The 15,891-nt window shown below is 71.0% G+C and carries 14 protein-coding genes and 1 pseudogene; 8 read left to right on the top strand and 7 right to left on the bottom strand.

Annotation, left to right across the window (positions count from 1 at the left end):
• The first annotated feature begins 117 nt into the window (after positions 1-117).
• The 3 genes from CRP56_RS08875 to CRP56_RS08860 all read left to right on the top strand — a co-directional run bounded on the left by CRP56_RS08875 (position 118) and on the right by CRP56_RS08860 (position 4,268).
• A complete protein-coding gene (locus CRP56_RS08875) occupies positions 118-1,461 on the top strand; it encodes an ABC transporter ATP-binding protein (RefSeq protein WP_097261968.1) in 1,344 nt (447 codons plus the stop codon).
• Between the two features lie 327 nt (positions 1,462-1,788).
• Entirely contained in the window at positions 1,789-3,177 is a 1,389-nt protein-coding gene (locus CRP56_RS08865; RefSeq protein ID WP_097261966.1) for an aldehyde dehydrogenase family protein, read from the top strand.
• 11 nt (positions 3,178-3,188) lie between these two features.
• Positions 3,189-4,268: a Zn-dependent alcohol dehydrogenase gene (locus CRP56_RS08860; RefSeq protein WP_097261963.1), complete on the top strand. Its 1,080-nt coding sequence runs from the start codon at positions 3,189-3,191 to the stop codon at positions 4,266-4,268.
• A 19-nt stretch (positions 4,269-4,287) separates the two neighbouring features.
• Here the strand turns inward: CRP56_RS08860 and CRP56_RS08855 are convergent, their stop codons facing one another.
• The 3 genes from CRP56_RS08855 to CRP56_RS08845 all read right to left on the bottom strand — a co-directional run bounded on the left by CRP56_RS08855 (position 4,288) and on the right by CRP56_RS08845 (position 6,779).
• A complete protein-coding gene (locus CRP56_RS08855) occupies positions 4,288-5,205 on the bottom strand; it encodes a DMT family transporter (protein WP_179851298.1) in 918 nt (305 codons plus the stop codon).
• Positions 5,206-5,368: 163 nt separating this feature from the next.
• The gene (locus CRP56_RS08850; protein WP_097261959.1) at positions 5,369-6,103 is read right to left on the bottom strand and encodes an ArsR/SmtB family transcription factor; all 735 of its coding nucleotides are present in this window, start codon (positions 6,101-6,103) and stop codon (positions 5,369-5,371) included.
• A gap of 34 nt (positions 6,104-6,137) precedes the next feature.
• A complete protein-coding gene (locus CRP56_RS08845; protein ID WP_097261956.1) occupies positions 6,138-6,779 on the bottom strand; it encodes a TetR/AcrR family transcriptional regulator in 642 nt (213 codons plus the stop codon).
• A 78-nt stretch (positions 6,780-6,857) separates the two neighbouring features.
• Between CRP56_RS08845 and CRP56_RS08840 the strand changes: the two are divergent.
• From CRP56_RS08840 to CRP56_RS08830, 3 genes and pseudogenes are all read left to right on the top strand, one after another.
• Positions 6,858-7,998: pseudogene (locus CRP56_RS08840) on the top strand (acyl-CoA dehydrogenase family protein).
• A gap of 69 nt (positions 7,999-8,067) precedes the next feature.
• Positions 8,068-8,355, top strand: coding sequence for a YiaA/YiaB family inner membrane protein (locus CRP56_RS08835; protein WP_059196614.1), 288 nt, complete (start codon positions 8,068-8,070; stop codon positions 8,353-8,355).
• A gap of 103 nt (positions 8,356-8,458) precedes the next feature.
• Complete coding sequence (locus tag CRP56_RS08830; RefSeq protein WP_097261954.1) at positions 8,459-9,082, top strand: TetR/AcrR family transcriptional regulator; 624 nt, start codon at positions 8,459-8,461, stop codon at positions 9,080-9,082.
• A gap of 21 nt (positions 9,083-9,103) precedes the next feature.
• On the opposite strand, the gene CRP56_RS08825 is transcribed toward CRP56_RS08830, so the two are convergent.
• Positions 9,104-9,565 carry a MaoC family dehydratase gene (locus CRP56_RS08825; protein WP_097261950.1) on the bottom strand — a complete coding sequence of 154 codons (462 nt, stop codon included), beginning with the start codon at positions 9,563-9,565 and terminating at the stop codon, positions 9,104-9,106.
• A gap of 91 nt (positions 9,566-9,656) precedes the next feature.
• On the opposite strand from CRP56_RS08825, the gene soxR reads away from it, so the two are divergent.
• Positions 9,657-10,142: a redox-sensitive transcriptional activator SoxR gene (gene soxR, locus CRP56_RS08820; RefSeq protein ID WP_097261947.1), complete on the top strand. Its 486-nt coding sequence runs from the start codon at positions 9,657-9,659 to the stop codon at positions 10,140-10,142.
• Between the two features lie 81 nt (positions 10,143-10,223).
• Here the strand turns inward: soxR and CRP56_RS08815 are convergent, their stop codons facing one another.
• The 3 genes from CRP56_RS08815 to CRP56_RS08805 all read right to left on the bottom strand — a co-directional run bounded on the left by CRP56_RS08815 (position 10,224) and on the right by CRP56_RS08805 (position 12,872).
• Entirely contained in the window at positions 10,224-11,291 is a 1,068-nt protein-coding gene (locus CRP56_RS08815; protein ID WP_097261945.1) for an RNA ligase (ATP), read from the bottom strand.
• A gap of 106 nt (positions 11,292-11,397) precedes the next feature.
• Entirely contained in the window at positions 11,398-12,129 is a 732-nt protein-coding gene (locus tag CRP56_RS08810; RefSeq protein ID WP_097261942.1) for a 3-keto-5-aminohexanoate cleavage protein, read from the bottom strand.
• Between the two features lie 140 nt (positions 12,130-12,269).
• Positions 12,270-12,872, bottom strand: a complete 603-nt coding sequence (locus CRP56_RS08805) for a hypothetical protein (RefSeq protein ID WP_097261940.1) — start codon at positions 12,870-12,872, stop codon at positions 12,270-12,272.
• A 221-nt stretch (positions 12,873-13,093) separates the two neighbouring features.
• On the opposite strand from CRP56_RS08805, the gene CRP56_RS08800 reads away from it, so the two are divergent.
• Positions 13,094-15,880, top strand: coding sequence for a penicillin acylase family protein (locus CRP56_RS08800; protein WP_097261937.1), 2,787 nt, complete (start codon positions 13,094-13,096; stop codon positions 15,878-15,880).
• Positions 15,881-15,891 lie beyond the last annotated feature (11 nt).

The following is a 15,891-nucleotide window of genomic DNA, read 5'->3' as shown; positions in this document are numbered from 1 at the left end:
TCTTCCCCCGGCCGCACACATTCCGTTAACTTCCGTGACCCATAGGCCCCGTGCGACTCGCCCGGGGCATTCGGCCACGGAGCAACAGCGCTCAGTCAGCCCCCGGGGGCACCTGCCATGACACGCGCCATCTCTCTGCACGACGTGAGCAAGAGCTATACGCGAGGCACCCGGGTGGTGGACCGGCTGACGCTGGACATCGCCCCGGGTGAGTTCCTCGTGCTGCTGGGACCCTCCGGGTGCGGCAAGTCGACGGTGCTGAGAATGATCGCCGGTCTTGAGGACATCGACGAGGGCGACCTGTTTCTCGACGGCGAGTTCGCCAACGATCTCCCGCCGTCCGGCCGGGACATCGCGATGGTCTTCCAGAACTTCGCCCTGTACCCGAGCATGACCAGCCGCGACAACATCGGCTTCCCGCTGCGCATCGAGACCCCCGGCGCCGACCCGCGCCCGCGCGTGGACGCCACCGCCCGCATGCTCGGCATCGAGGACCTCCTCGACCGCTTCCCCGCCCAGCTCTCCGGCGGTGAACGCCAGCGCGTCGCCATGGGCCGGGCCATCGCCCGCCACCCCTCGGCGTTCCTGATGGACGAGCCGCTGTCCAACCTCGACGCGAAACTCCGCAACCACCTGCGCGCCGAAATATCCGCGCTCACCCGGGAGTTGGGCGTCACCACGGTCTACGTCACCCATGACCAGGCCGAGGCCATGTCGCTCGGCGACCGGGTCGCCGTGCTGCGCGGCGGCGTCCTGCAGCAGGTCGGCAGCCCGCGCGAGGTCTACGCGCTGCCCCGCAACGTCTTCGTCGCCGCCTTCATCGGCACTCCGCGGATCAACCTCCTCCAGGGCCTGGTTCGCGCCCCGTTGGACGGCGCGATGACCATCAGCCTCGGCAAGCAGTACCTCCGGCTGCCCGAACCCCTGTCCCTGGACCACCAGTTGCTCCGCGTCCAGCAGGGCCGCGAGGTCATCGTCGGCCTGCGCTCGGAGGCGGTGCGCATCGCCAAGCCGTCCGCCGCCCGCCCCGGCGAGATGCCGCTCACCGGCCTCGTCGAGCACGTGGAGTTCCAGGGCCACGAGAACCTCGTCCACTTCAACACCGGCTCCCGCCCGGCCGTCGTACCCGACCTGGAGGCCCCGCGCCCGGCGGCCCGCCCGGCCCGGCGCCGCCGCCGCGAAGGCGGTCCCGGCGTCCTGGACCGCCTCCGGCAACGCGCCGACGCCCTGCGCGCGGGCCCGGTCGTGGTCATGGACCGCCCGGCCGAGCCGGCTCCGCAGCCGGCGCCCGCGGAGGGCCGCCTCCCCGGCGACCTGATCGTCCGCACCACCCCCGACCTCCAGCTCCGCCACGGCATGCACGTCCCCCTCCTCGTCGACCTCGCCCATCTGTTCGTCTTCGACCAGCACGGCGAACGCATCTGCCCGGCCCCGGCCCGCCTGCCCGACCTGGAGGAGTGAACCCCGGCGCGGTGTCCGGGCGCGGCGGAGCGGATCCCGCTGGGCATACGTCCCCGGGCTTCCCGCACGGGCTGACCGTGCAGAACGGGCGCGGGCAGTGACGGGACGCCAGCGGGACGATCGAGAAGGAGCGGTCGTAAGAGCTGATCCTGCTGTACCCGGTGGCGCGCGCGGGCGCGAGTGACCGGAAGATCGAGGAGATCCGGCGCGCGTACGAGAGTCAGCTTCTGGCCGCGTGGGGCGGGAGCGTCTGGCATTCGAAAACTAACGTCGCTAGTTTATGAGCCGGACGACGACACGGGCACGCCCCCGCCGGGAGGACGCACGATGAAGGCACACGACGGCATGTACATCGACGGCACATGGCGGCCCGCCGCCGGCCGGGACGCGATCGAGGTCGTGAACCCGGTCGACGAGCAGGTGATCGGCCGGGTCCCGGCCGGCACCGCCGAGGACGTCGACACCGCCGTACGGGCCGCCCGTGCCGCCCTCCCGGCCTGGGCCGCCACCCCGCCCGCCGAGCGGGCCGCGCGCCTCGCCGCGCTCCGGGACGTCCTCGCGGCCCGCAAGGACGAGATCGCCGAGACGGTCACCGCCGAACTCGGCTCGCCCCTGAAGTTCTCCCAGAACGTGCACGCCGCCGTCCCGATCGCGGTCGCGGGCTCGTACGCCGAACTCGCCGACACCCACGCCTTCGAGGAGAAGGTCGGCAACTCGACCGTCTTCCACGAGCCCATCGGCGTGGTCGGCGCGATCACGCCCTGGAACTACCCCCTGCACCAGGTCGTCGCCAAGGTCGCCCCGGCGCTGGCGGCCGGCTGCACGGTGGTCCTGAAGCCCGCCGAGGACACCCCGCTCGTCGCCCAGCTCTTCGCCGAGGCGGTCCACGAGGCCGGGGTGCCGGCAGGCGTCTTCAACCTCGTCACCGGTCGCGGCCCGGTCGCGGGCCAGGCCCTCGCCGAGCACCCGGGCGTCGACCTGGTCTCCTTCACCGGCTCCACCGCGGTCGGCCGCCAGATCGCCGTCACCGCCGGTGCCGCGATCAAGAAGGTCGCCCTCGAACTCGGCGGCAAGTCCGCCAACGTGATCCTGCCCAGTGCCGACCTGGCCAAGGCCGTGAACGTCGGCGTCGCCAACGTGATGTCCAACTCCGGCCAGACGTGCAGCGCCTGGACCCGCATGCTGGTCCATCGCGACCAGTACGACGAGGCCGTGGCGTTCGCCGCGACCGCCGCCGCCAAGTACGGCGACCGCATCGGCCCGGTCGTCAATGCCAAGCAGCAGGCCCGGGTGCGGAGTTACATCGAGAAGGGCATCGCGGAAGGCGCCCGGCTGGTCGCCGGGGGCGCCGAATCCCCGCGCGAACAGGGTTACTTCATCGCCCCGACCGTCTTCGCCGACGTCACCCCCGAGATGACGATCGCCCAGGAGGAGATCTTCGGCCCGGTCCTGTCGATCCTCCGCTACGACGACGAGGACGACGCCCTGCGCATCGCCAACGGCACGGTGTACGGCCTCGCGGGCGCGGTCTGGACCGGGGAGGAGGCGGAGGCGGTGGCCTTCGCCCGCCGGATGGACACCGGGCAGGTCGACATCAACGGCGGCCGCTTCAACCCCCTTGCCCCGTTCGGCGGTTACAAGCAGTCCGGCGTCGGCCGCGAGCTGGGCTCGCACGGACTCGCCGAGTACCTCCAGACCAAGTCCCTCCAGTTCTGAGGAGCGTTTCCATGGTTCGCGCAGCAGTCCTTCCCGCCGTGGGCGCCCCGCTGGAGATCACCGCCATCGAGCTCCCGGACCCCGGCCCCGGCCAGGTCCGCGTCAAGCTCGCCGCCGCCGGCGTCTGCCACTCCGACCTGTCCCTGTCCAACGGCACCATGCGGGTCCCGGTCCCGGCGGTCCTCGGTCATGAGGGCGCGGGCACGGTGGTCGCCGTCGGTGACGAGGTGGGTCATCTTCAGGTCGGTGACAGTGTCGTCCTCAACTGGGCCCCGTCCTGCGGCAGTTGCCACGCCTGCTCGCTCGGCGAGGTCTGGCTGTGCGCCAACGCCCTCAACGGCGCCGCCGACGTGTACGCCCGTACCGCGGACGGCACCGACCTCCACCCCGGCCTGAACGTCGCCGCGTTCGCCGAGGAGACGGTCGTATCGGCGTCCTGCGTCCTGCCGCTCCCCGACGGCATCCCGCTCACCGACGCGGCCCTCCTCGGCTGCGCCGTCCTCACCGGCTACGGCGCCGTCCACCACGCGGCACGCGTCCGCGAGGGCGAGACGGTCGCGGTCCTCGGCGTCGGGGGAGTGGGCCTGGCGACCCTCCAGGCCGCCCGGATCGCGGGCGCGTCGAAGATCGTCGCGGTCGATGTCTCCCCGGAGAAGGAGGAGTTGGCGCGCGCGGCCGGGGCCACCGACTACGTGGTCGCCTCCGACACCACCGCCCGCGAGATCAGGGGCCTCACCGGCAAGCAGGGCGTGGACGTGGCCGTCGAGTGCGTGGGCCGCGCCACGACCATCCGCACCGCCTGGGACGCCACCCGGCGCGGCGGCCGTACGACGGTCGTCGGCATCGGCGGCAAGGACCAGCAGGTCACCTTCAACGCCCTGGAGATCTTCCACTGGGGCAGGACCCTGTCGGGCTGTGTCTACGGCAACTCCAACCCCGCCGAGGACCTGCCGGTGCTCGCCGAACACGTCCGTACGGGCCGCCTGGACCTGGGCGCCCTGGTGACGGAACGGATCGCCCTGGACGGCATCCCGGCGGCCTTCGAGAACATGCTCGCGGGCAAGGGGGGCCGGGCGCTGGTCGTCTTTTAGCGCACCTGGCAGGGCACGTTCACACCGAGTCGGAGACCTTCGCGGGCTGCGGCGCAGCCGCCGCCGCGGCCCGCGAACGGGACACCGCGACGCCCGCGAGGCACAGCACCCCGCCCACCAGCGTGAGCAGCCCCGGCACCTCCCCGAGCACCGCCCAGGACATCAGCACGACCAACGCGGGCACCGCGTAGGTGGTCGCGCCCATCCGGCCGGCGGTCGTACGGGCGAGGGCGTAGGCCCAGGTGGTGAAGGCGAGCGCGGTCGGAAAGACGCCCAGATAGACCATGTTGAGCGTCGCGGAGACAGGCGCGTCGGCCACCTGGTGGACGAGTTGCCCGGCGAACGGCAGACAGACCACAGCGCCCACGAGGCAGCCGTACGTGGTCACTTGCAGCGCGCTCGCCGACCCGAGGGCGGGCTTCTGCGCGACGACCCCACCGGCGTACGCGACCGCCGCCAGCAGACACAGCACCACCCCGAGGACGGACGACCCGCCCCCACCCGACATCGACAGCCCCACGGTGACGGCCCCCGCGAACGACACCGCCATCCCCGCCAGCAGCCGCGGCGGCATGGCGTCCCCGAGCAACCGCGCCCCGAGCAGCGCGATGAGGATCGGCCCGATGTTCACGACCAGCGCCGCGGTACCGGCGTCCACCTGCTGCTCACCCCAGTTCAGGACGACCATGTAGATCCCGAACCAGAGCAGCCCGGACACGGCGATGCCGCGCCAGGCGGCTCGGGGCGGGGGCCCTTCACGGCGTACGACACAGATGATCCCCAGCGCGAGAACCCCGGAGAGCAGCCGCCCGAGCGCGAGAGCACCGGGGGAGTAGGCGTCCCCCGCACTCCGGATGGAGACGAAGGCGGAGGCCCAGAACAAGACGGTGACGACGGCGGCACCGGCGGCGAGCAGATCAGGACGACGGGGGTTCATCATGCTCCCGAGGCTAGGTATGAGGCAGAAGAGAGGCTGGCGCATTTCGGACACGGCGCTGGCAACGCCCTCAGGGGCGCGGGGCTGTATCGATTTGCGGCTCCGCCGCGTGGGCGCGACCAGCCACAACGCACCCGCAGACACACACGAACCGGCGGAAGCGTCACCTCAACATCCCCGCTTCGATACCCAACAGCTGGGCCAAGGCCCGCTCCCCCTCCCCGGTCACCCGCACCGCACGCTCCGTACCGATCCGCACACACCACCCCATCTCCAACGCATGCCGACACAACGCCGCCCCCGCCACCCCCGCAAGATGAGGCCGCCGCTCGGTCCAGTCCAGACAAGCCCGCACCAACGGGCGCCGACTCTGCCGGTCGAGCCCGATCCCCACCGCGTCGAACCACGCCAGCCCCGCGTCCGTAAGAGCAAAACCGGCGTCCTGGCTGAGCAGCAGACGCGTCGTCATCGCATCCGTGACCACAATTCCGAGCCGCCCCGCAAGATGGTCGTAACAGGTCCGCCCCCGCGCCATGGCCGACCCCGCACTCGACTCCCGCAGATTCCGCGCCCGAGGCTGCGCCCCCACCTGCGCCGACAACTCCTCGACCACCTGCGCGACCCGCGCGTCGGCGAGCCGCACATACCGGTGCCGCCCCTGCCGTTCCTCCGCGAGCAGCCCGCCCGCGACGAGCTTGCCGAGATGCTCGCTCAGCGTCGACGCGGCGACGCCCGCGTGCCGGGCGAGTTCGCTCGCCGTCCACGCCCGCCCGTCGAGCAGCGCCAGCAGACACGCGGCCCGCGTCTCGTCGGCGATGAGCCCGGCGAACCGGGCCAGCCTGGTCGCCTGGAGGTTCCTGGGGTTCTCGGAGTCCCTGGAGGTCATGCGTCCCAGCATGGGACACGAACACTTCGGCGCCCACCGAAGCGTGCTACGCGGGCCGTCTGACCTGCTCGTACTGCATCGCCAGCCCGTCCAGCAGCGCCGCGATCCCCGTCTCGAAGGCCCGCTCGTCGATCTTGTCCTGCTGCTCGGCGAGCAGGTGGGCCTGGCCGAGGTGCGGATAGTCGGCGGGGTCGTACGCGCTCTGGTCGTCCACGAAACCCCCGGCGAAGGAGCCGAGCGCGGAGCCCATGATGAAGTACCGCATCAGCGCGCCGATGGAGGTGGCCTGCGCGGGCGGCCAGCCGGCGTGGACCATGGCGCCGTAGACCGCGTCCGCGACCCGGAGTCCGGCGGGGCGCCGGCCCGGCCCGTGGGCGAGGACGGGGACGATGTTCGGGTGCTCGCGCAGGGCCGCGCGGTAGGAGACGGCCCAGTCGTGCAGCGCGGTCCGCCAGTCGCGGCCGTCGTCGAACATCGACAGGTCGACCTGCGCGCTCACCGAGTCGGCGACGGCCTCCAGGATCTCGTCCTTGGTGCGGAAGTGGTTGTAGAGGGAGGGACCGCTGACGCCCAGCTCGGCGGCGAGCCGCCGGGTGGAGACGGCCGCGAGGCCCTCCGCGTCCACGAGGGCCCGAGCCGTCTCGACGATCCGGTCGGTGCTCAGGAGGGGCTTGCGCGGTCGGGCCATGGCGCACATAGTAGGGCTGCACCTGGAAACTAGCAGTGCTAATTTAAATGTACGCCTTTCAAGTGGGGTGATCGCGTGGTGAACCTGGGACTCAGCGAGGAGCAGGAGGCCGTACGGCAGCTCGCCCGGGACTTCGTGGCACGCGAGATCGCCCCGCACGTCATCGACTGGGACCGGGCCGAGGAGGTCGACCGGGGCATCGTGAAGAAGCTCGGCGAGGTCGGCTTCCTGGGGCTGACGATCGACGAGGAGCACGGCGGCTCGGGCGGCGATCATCTGGCGTACTGCCTGGTGACCGAGGAGCTGGGCCGGGGCGACTCCTCGGTGCGCGGGATCGTCTCCGTCTCGCTCGGCCTGGTCGCCAAGACGGTCGCCGCCTGGGGGAGTGAGGAGCAGAAGCGGCAGTGGCTGCCCGGGCTGACCTCCGGGGAGTACGTCGGCTGCTTCGGCCTCACCGAGCCCGGCACCGGCTCCGACGCCGGGAACCTCACCACGCGCGCGGTGCGCGACGGCGACGACTACGTCATCAACGGCACCAAGATGTTCATCACGAACGGCACCTGGGCCGACGTCGTGCTGCTTTTCGCCCGCTCCACCGACGCCCCCGGCCACAAGGGCGTCTCCGCCTTCCTCGTCCCGACCGACACCCCCGGCCTGAGCCGCCGCACCATCCACGGCAAGCTCGGCCTGCGCGGCCAGGCCACCGCCGAGCTCGTCCTGGAGGACGTGCGCGTCCCCGCCGCCGCGCTGCTGGGGGAGGAGGGCAAGGGGTTCACGGTCGCCATGTCCGCGCTCGCCAAGGGGCGGATGTCGGTCGCGGCGGGCTGCGCAGGCCGCTCTGGACGCGGCCGTGCGGTACGCCGGTGAGCGGGAGCAGTTCGGCAAGCCGATCGCGAGCCACCAGCTCGTCCAGGAGCTGATCAGCGACATCGCCGTGGACGTCGACGCGGCCCGGCTGCTGACCTGGCGGGTCGCCGACCTCGTCGACCGCGGCCTGCCCTTCGCCACCGAGTCGTCCAAGGCCAAGCTGTTCGCCTCGGAGGCCGCGGTCCGCGCCGCCAACAACGCCCTCCAGGTCTTCGGCGGCTACGGCTACATCGACGAGTACCCGGCGGGCAAGCTGCTGCGCGACGCCCGCGTCATGACCCTCTACGAGGGCACCAGCCAGATCCAGAAGCTCGTCATCGGCCGTGCGCTGACCGGGATCTCGGCCTTCTGAGTAGGAGCGTCGGCCGGCCTGAGTATCTCGGCGGATGTGGCGCGCGCCGCGTCCGCCGAAGCTGTCCCCATGAGTGACACACCGGTCAAGCAGCAGAGCACGGCGGCCTTCTACGGCCAGGCCGTCGCCTCCTTCGCCGTCGCCATGGCGGCGACCGCCATCGGCATCTTCCGCCTCGACGCCAACGCCTGGGTGCGCGGCTTCCTCGCCATCGCCGTGCTGTACCTGGTCACCTCCGCCTTCACGCTGGCCAAGGTCATCCGGGACCGCCAGGAGGCCGGGCAGATCGTCAGCCGGGTCGACCAGGCCCGGCTGGAGAAGCTGCTCGCCGAGCACGACCCGTTCGAGAAGCTCTGACGCCGTGCTGCTGGACTGCGGCCACTCGGGTCCCTTGTCTAAGCGGTTGCTCACCTTCGGCGGTATGGTGGTCCTTCGATCAGTGGAGAGGGGCGAGCAGGCGATGAGTACGGCGGAGGAGACGGCCGGCGGCGAGACGTCGGCGTGGGGCGAGGTCACGCCCGACGCGGCACGGCGGCTGCTGATCGCCGCGGTGGAGGCCTTCGCCGAGCGCGGCTACCACGCCACGACGACGCGGGACATCGCGGGCCGCGCGGGCATGAGCCCCGCCGCGCTCTACATCCACTACAAGACCAAGGAGGAGCTCCTCCACCGCATCAGCAGGATCGGCCACGCCAAGGCGCTGGAGATCCTGCAGACCGCGTCCCGCCGCGAGGGTACCGCCACCGAGCGGCTCGCCGACGCGGTCAGCTCCTTCGTCCGCTGGCACGCGGGCGGCCGTACCACCGCCCGGGTCGTCCAGTACGAACTCGACTCCCTCGGCCCGGACGCCCGCGAGGAGATCCTCGCGCTGCGCCGGCAGTGCGACGCCGAGGTGCGCGCGATCATCGAGGACGGCGTGGCGTCCGGCGAGTTCGACGTCCTGGACGTCAAGGGCACCACCCTCGCCGTCATGTCGCTCTGCGTCGACGTCGCCCGCTGGTTCAACGTCGACGGCCCCTGGACGCCCGACGAGGTCGGCGCGCTCGACGCCGACCTCGTGCTGCGGATGGTGGGGGCCAAGTAGCGCGCGCCCGGCCCGGGGCGCTCAGAGGTAGTAGCGCGACACCGACTCGGCGACACACACCGGCTTGTCGCCGCCCTCGCGCTCGACGCTGAAGGCGACGGTCACCTGGACGCCGCCCGTCACGTCGTCGACCCCGGTGATCGTCGCCGTGGCGCGCAGCCGGGAGCCGACGGGGACGGGGGCCGGGAAGCGGACCTTGTTGGTGCCGTAGTTCACGCCCATCTTCACGCCCTCGACCTTGATGAGCTGCGGTCCGAAGAGCGGGAGCAGGGACAGCGTCAGATAGCCGTGCGCGATGGTCGTGCCGAACGGGCCGGCGGCGGCCTTCTCCGGGTCGACGTGAATCCACTGGTGGTCACCCGTGGCCTCGGCGAACAGATCGATCCGCTTCTGGTCGACCTCCAGCCAGTCGGTGTACCCCAGCTGCTCGCCCACCGCCGCCTTCAGCTCGTCGGCGCCCGCGAAGATCCTCGGCTCTGCCATGTCCCGCCTCCTCGTCCCAAACTCTAAGCGACTGCTTAGCATGGTCGCCCTCGGGGGCCGTGTCAACGGAGGCCTGGGTAGGGTTCGAGAGGTGCCCCAGATTCCTGAGAAGATCCACGAGCTCACGGTCGGCCAACTCGCCGCGCGCAGCGGTGCCGCCGTCTCCGCCCTGCACTTCTATGAGTCCAAAGGCCTGATCAGCAGCCGCCGCACCACCGGCAACCAGCGCCGCTACTCCCGCGACGCGCTGCGCCGGGTCGCCTTCGTACGGGCCGCACAACGCGTCGGCATCCCGCTCGCCACGATTCGCGAGGCACTCGCCGAGCTGCCGGAGGAGCGGACGCCGACGCGGGCGGACTGGGCGCGGCTGTCGGAGGCGTGGCGGTCCGAACTCGACGAGCGGATCAAGCAGTTGAACCGGCTGCGGGATCATCTGACGGACTGCATCGGGTGTGGGTGTCTGTCGTTGGAGTCGTGTGTGTTGTCCAATCCGGATGACGTGTTCGGGGAGCGGCAGGGGGCGGGGTCGCGGCTGCTCGTCGAGAAGCGGCGCGAGCGTGAGGAGCGGTGCGGCTAAGGGGGCGGGGGGACTGTGCGCGTTGCCGGGTGCGGGTGCGTTGTGGCTTGGCGCGCAGTTCCCCGCGCCCCTTAGGGAGGCTTACTCGTACTCTGTTCCATTCTTCCTGGTCAGATAGGCGGGGCTGACCGCCTTCGCTATCGCCCTGCCGCCCGTCACCTCGCTGTAGCGCTCTACGGTCGGCCGGATGACCACGCCCTCGCGGAGGTGCAGTTCACGTCCGGACACCGTCTCCCTCCCGCTCGCCACCTCCAGTACCCGCTCGATGTCGTACGGCCCCTCGAAGAGGCGCGGCACCAACGGCAGCTCCCCGTCCAGGAGTTCCTGCGCGTTCAGCCACCGGACCTCGCCGTCGATCTCCGCTGAGACGTCGAAGACCGCGTAGCCGAGGGTGTCCCGGCGGCCGTCCGCGCCGTACGTGAGGTCCTGGACGCCCGCGCCGTAGACCTCGCCGAAGATGCCGACCCGGCTCGCGCCGAGGCGGGTGGCCAGGCGGGCGGCCGCGTCGGCGACGCCGTGGCCCTGTACCGCCCGCCAGTACAGGTTCCGCGGGTCCGCCTTCAGCGCCAGGGACTTGGCGCCGAAGCCCTTCGAGGAGACGTACACCCGCTCGTCGGCCGCGACATAGGTGACCAGGCACGCCGAGCCGTGCAGCTTCTCGGTCAGGACCACCGGCTCGCCCGGGGTGAAGACGTCCGGGTAGCGCTGGATGTTCTCGATGTCGACCCAGGACAGCAGGTCGGGGGCGGACTCCACCTCGCCGCTCATCGTGGGCGGGATCGGGGGCACCCACTTGGTGATGCCGAGCAGTTCCGCGAAGTCGGTGCCGTCCTTCGCCGCCCGCGCCAGCTCGACGCCGCTCAGCGCCGCGGGCCGGCACACGATGCCCTGCGAGAGCTCGCCGCGCAGCCGGACCGCCTTGACCCGGTCCGCGTTGCCGCCGGCCAGCCGTCCGGTGAGGCCGAGTTCCTCGATCAGGGCGGCGGGCAGCACGGACTGCTCGGGGATGTACACGGCCGCGTCGCCGGTGCGGTAGGCGCCCTTGGCGACGACGGCCCGGTACAGGCCCACCTGGGCCAGTTCGAGCGCGTCGGCGTTGGGGTGTTCATGGACGGTCAGCACTTCGGCGGTGACGCGCAGCGTCGACATCGGGGTTCCTCGTTCCTGTGCTCAGGTGCGTTTCATCGCCTCCAACTGTCCGGGTGTGAAAGGGGTGGAGCGAGGGGATTTGTGGCTGGTACCGTCGCCGGTCCGGTCACGACGAGTGTCTCGCCGACTCGTACTGGACCAGTCCCGCCGACACCAACTGGGCGTTGGACAGCGCCGGTTCGCCGTCCGGGAGCAGCAGGGTGTCCTCCAGGCCGATGCGCGTCGCCAGTCCCAGCTGTCCGGCCAGCCGCAGCACCGGCCAGGCCCCGCCGTCCTCGCCGTGCAGCAGCACCGGGCGGCCGTGCGGTGCCGTGCCGAGGTCGGACAGCAGGGCGCGGGCCGTGTCCTGGGCGGTGTCCGGCGAGGTGTCCGTCACCTCGGCCAGCACCCGCAGCACTGCCGGGCCGAGCGGCGACTTGGCGAACCGCGCCGCCCCGTCCGTACCGGACCAGATCCCGGCCTCCACGCCGACACCCCGGTCGATCAGCGCGGCGGCCAGCTCCTCGGCGCCCGGTTCGTGCCAGTTGACCGAGGCGTGGTCGGGGAGCACCGTCCAGCTCCGGATCCGCTCCAGCCGGGCCGCCGGGTCCGGTTCCGCCCAGGCGCCCGTGGTGACGCCGACCGGGACCGACACCAGCGCCCGTATCGCCTCCAGGGTCGGCGCGAGGACGCGGGGTGACAACGAGTCGCTGCCGCAGGGCGTCTTGGGGTGGACATGGATGTCCGTGGCCCCGGCCGCGACGGCCGCCGCCGCGGACTCGGCCAACGCCTCCGGCGTCAGCGGCACCACCGCTCCGTCGGCTGCCCCTCGGGGCCCGTTGAGACACACCTGAACCATGACTCGATGGTGCCAGCCGGCACCGACATCGGCCCGGGCCCGAGCCGTTCCTGTGGACAACCGGCCCGATGTGGAAAACCAGGTGAACCCGCCGTCAAAGAGGGGGTGCGGCATCCCCGGCGCACCCCCGGTCGCACCACTCAGGCGGACACCAGCAGCCGTCCACGCTTGGACGACGCCAGGGCCTCGGGTGTCAGTACCGGACGGGGGACCACGATCCCGCAGTCCGTGCAGACCGGGCCCGAGGAGGGTTCGTGGGCCAGGTCGTACTTCCAGATCAGTCGCTCTCCGCTGCACACCGGGCACACAGCTCCCGGTTCGCGCTCCAGCGCGGAGATCAGTTTGCGCAGCACCTCAGCCAGCGGCTCACGGGGGTGGAGCCGCGGGTCGTCGCACCAGGCGACACCGAAGCCGCCCCAGGTCAGCCGGTGCCAGTCGTCGACACTGCCCGGCCTGCGCAGACCGTCGTGCTTCTCCTTCTTGCGTCGCTCGGCGAACTCGACCTCGTAGGCGAGCCAGACCGAACGCGCCTCCTCCAGTTCGTCCAACGCGGCCACGAGCCGCGCCGGGTCGGGGGACCGGTCCTCAGGACCGAATCCGGCCCGGGAGCACAAGTGGTCCCAGGTCGCCCTGTGCCCGTAAGGAGCGAACCGCTCCAGGCACTTGCGCAGTGAGTAGCGTCGCAGCGCCAGATCACACCGCGGATCTCGCACCTGTCTCGCCAGACTCCGGAAACCGGCCATCGCCCTGCACCTCCGTCACACCTGCACCTGTACTTCGGTCACTTCGGCGTCGTCGAACGGACGTCGCCGAATAGACGTATCGACAAGCGATTTGGCTCCATCCGATTTCCGATGACCCCCATTCGCCTCCGGATCGGGTACCAAAACTTGACGCATGTTCATCTTCAATCCCGGGGATACCGGCGGTAACGTCCGGCCCACCCCCGTCGGTAGGAGCTGCCATGCCTCGGCGCACCTCACGCACCGCTCTCGACAGACTGAGAACTCCCGGCAGAGTCACCGGGTTCCTGAAGACCGCATCCGTATGCGCCCTGATTGCCGGTCTTTTGTCCCCTCTTGGCCAAGCAGCGGCGGCAGCCGAGACCGTGGCCGCCAACGACTACTGCGGCAGCCAGTGCTCCGACATCCTGCCGCCCGGCGAGAACGGCAACGCCACCCTCGCCCAGATCCTCCTCAACCAGGCCTTCGGCAGCCAGCCAGACCACGCCGAGGACCAGCTCGGCCCGTACGCGAACCTCGCCAAGGGCTACTCGTCGCTCACCAACGCCACGATCAACACCTTCTTCAACGACGCCTCGTTCGGCGTGGCCTCCGACCAGGTCGCCTCCACCCTGAACCCCGCCGGCCGCACCGACGTGACGATCGTCCGCGACAAGAAGACGGGTGTGCCGCACATCACCGGTACCACCCGATACGGCACCGAGTTCGGCGCGGGCTATGCGGCCGCCCAGGACCGGCTGTGGCTGATGGACGTGTTCCGCCACGTCGGGCGCGGCCAGCTCACCACCTTCGCGGGCGGCGCCCCCTCCAACCAGGGCCTGGAACAGCAGTTCTGGCGCAACGCCCCCTACAGCGAGGCCGACCTCCAGGCGCAGATCGACAACGCGGTCGCCAGCAACGGCACCCGGGGCCAGCAGGCCCTCGCCGACGCCAACGCCTACCTCGCGGGCATCAACGCCTACATCGACGCCTCCGACAGCGGCCGCTACTTCCCCGGCGAGTACGTCCTCACCGGTCACAAGGACTCCGTCACCAACGCCGGCACCATCGACCACTTCAAGATCACCGACCTGGTCGCGCTGGCCTCCGTCATCGGTGCCCTGTTCGGCTCCGGCGGCGGCGGTGAGGTCAACAACGCGATATCGCTGCTCGCCGCCCAGGAGCAGTACGGGGTGACCAAGGGCACCGAGGTCTGGGAGTCCTTCCGCGAGCGCAACGACCCCGAGGCCGTCCTCACCGTCCACAACGGCGAGAGCTTCCCGTACGCCACCAAGCCCACCACCCCGCAGGGCGAGGCGCTCCCCGACGCCGGCACCGTGGCCACCGAGCCGCTGGTCTACGACCCGACCGGCACCGGTGGCGACCAGAGTGCCTCCAAGGCCGCCGCCACGGCCACCGCGAACGCCCTCACCTCCGCCAAGCGCGGCATGTCCAACGCCCTCGTCGTCAGCGGCGCCCACACCGCGAGCGGCCACCCGGTCGCCGTCTTCGGCCCGCAGACCGGCTACTTCGCCCCTCAGCTCCTCATGCTCCAGGAGATCCAGGGCCCCGGCATCAGCGCGCGCGGCGCCTCCTTCGCGGGCCTGAGCATGTACGTCGAACTCGGCCGCGGCCAGGACTACTCGTGGTCGGCGACGACCTCCGGCCAGGACATCATCGACACCTACGCCGTCGAGCTGTGCCAGGACGACTTCCACTACCTGTACCACGGCACCTGCACGGCCATGGAGAAGATCGAACAGAAGAACTCCTGGGCCCCGACCACGGCCGACGGCACCGCCGCCGGCTCCTACACCATGCGGGTCTGGAAGACGAAGTACGGCCCCGTCGCCTACCGGGCGACCGTCGGCGGCAAGAAGGTCGCCTACACCACCCTGCGCTCCTCCTACATGCACGAGGCCGACTCGATCATCGGCTTCCAGATGCTCAACGACCCCGACTACGTGAAGAGTCCGCAGACCTTCCAGAGCGCGGTGCAGCACATCAACTACACGTTCAACTGGTTCTACGCCGACTCCACGCACACCGCGTACTACAACAGCGGCGACAACCCGGTGCGCGCGAGCGGCGTGGACGCGGAGTTCCCGGTGTGGGCGCAGGCGTCGTACGAGTGGAAGAACTGGAACCCGACGACCAACACCGCCGACTACACGGCGGCTTCGGCCCACCCCAACTCCATCGACCAGGACTACTACATCTCCTGGAACAACAAACAGGCGAAGGACTACACGACCGCGCCCTGGGGCGACGGCTCGGTGCATCGCGGCAACCTCCTGGAGGACCGCGTGAAGAAGCTCGTCGCCGCGGGCGGTGTCACCCGGGCCTCGCTGGTGAAGGCGATGGCCGACGCGGCCCTCGCCGACCTGCGCGCGGAGGACGTGCTGCCCGACCTGTTGAAGGTGATCAACAGCAGTACGGTCACCGACTCCACGGCCGCGGCCGCGGTGACCAAGCTCCAGACCTGGCTCACCGCGGGCGGCAAGCGCACGGAGACGTCGGCGGGTTCGAAGACGTACGCCAACGCGGACGCGATCCGCATCCTCGACGCGTGGTGGCCGCTGCTGGCGGAAGCCGAGTTCAAACCGGGCCTCGGAAGTGACCTGTTCACCGCCCTCCAGGCCAACCTGCCGGTGGACGAGTCGCCTTCGGCCGCGCACGGCCCGACCGGCTCGCACGCGGGCAGCTCCTTCCAGTACGGCTGGTGGTCCTACGTCGACAAGGACATCCGCGCGGTGCTCGGTGAGCCCGTGCAGGGACCGCTGGCGGACAAGTACTGCGGCGGCGGCAGCCTCAGCGCCTGCCGGGACATCCTGATCAGCACCCTGAAGACGGCGGCCGGCAAGACCGCGGCCCAGGTCTACCCGGGCGACGACCTGTGTTCCGCGGGCAACCAGTGGTGCGCCGACTCGATCGTCCAGCGCACCCTCGGCGGCATCAAGCACTACAACATCAGCTGGCAGAACCGGCCGACCTACCAGCAGGTCGTGGAGTTCACCTCACACCGGTGACCTTCGGGTGG

The organism is Streptomyces sp. TLI_55 (assembly GCF_900206255.1).
Lineage (GTDB): Bacteria > Actinomycetota > Actinomycetes > Streptomycetales > Streptomycetaceae > Streptomyces > Streptomyces aquilus.
Note: the sequence above shows the minus strand (reverse complement) of the source record. Positions and strands in the feature narration are given on the sequence as shown.

Excerpts from the sequence above, each read along its gene's own strand:
- CRP56_RS08875 (WP_097261968.1), top strand. The coding sequence starts at position 118 with ATGACACGCGCCATCTCTCTGCACGACGTGAGCAAGAGCTATACGCGA.
- CRP56_RS08865 (WP_097261966.1), top strand. The coding sequence starts at position 1,789 with ATGAAGGCACACGACGGCATGTACATCGACGGCACATGGCGGCCCGCC.
- CRP56_RS08860 (WP_097261963.1), top strand. The coding sequence starts at position 3,189 with ATGGTTCGCGCAGCAGTCCTTCCCGCCGTGGGCGCCCCGCTGGAGATC.
- CRP56_RS08855 (WP_179851298.1), bottom strand. The coding sequence starts at position 5,205 with ATGAACCCCCGTCGTCCTGATCTGCTCGCCGCCGGTGCCGCCGTCGTC.
- CRP56_RS08850 (WP_097261959.1), bottom strand. The coding sequence starts at position 6,103 with ATGCTGGGACGCATGACCTCCAGGGACTCCGAGAACCCCAGGAACCTC.
- CRP56_RS08845 (WP_097261956.1), bottom strand. The coding sequence starts at position 6,779 with ATGGCCCGACCGCGCAAGCCCCTCCTGAGCACCGACCGGATCGTCGAG.
- CRP56_RS08835 (WP_059196614.1), top strand. The coding sequence starts at position 8,068 with ATGAGTGACACACCGGTCAAGCAGCAGAGCACGGCGGCCTTCTACGGC.
- CRP56_RS08830 (WP_097261954.1), top strand. The coding sequence starts at position 8,459 with ATGAGTACGGCGGAGGAGACGGCCGGCGGCGAGACGTCGGCGTGGGGC.
- CRP56_RS08825 (WP_097261950.1), bottom strand. The coding sequence starts at position 9,565 with ATGGCAGAGCCGAGGATCTTCGCGGGCGCCGACGAGCTGAAGGCGGCG.
- CRP56_RS08815 (WP_097261945.1), bottom strand. The coding sequence starts at position 11,291 with ATGTCGACGCTGCGCGTCACCGCCGAAGTGCTGACCGTCCATGAACAC.
- CRP56_RS08810 (WP_097261942.1), bottom strand. The coding sequence starts at position 12,129 with ATGGTTCAGGTGTGTCTCAACGGGCCCCGAGGGGCAGCCGACGGAGCG.
- CRP56_RS08805 (WP_097261940.1), bottom strand. The coding sequence starts at position 12,872 with ATGGCCGGTTTCCGGAGTCTGGCGAGACAGGTGCGAGATCCGCGGTGT.
- CRP56_RS08800 (WP_097261937.1), top strand. The coding sequence starts at position 13,094 with ATGCCTCGGCGCACCTCACGCACCGCTCTCGACAGACTGAGAACTCCC.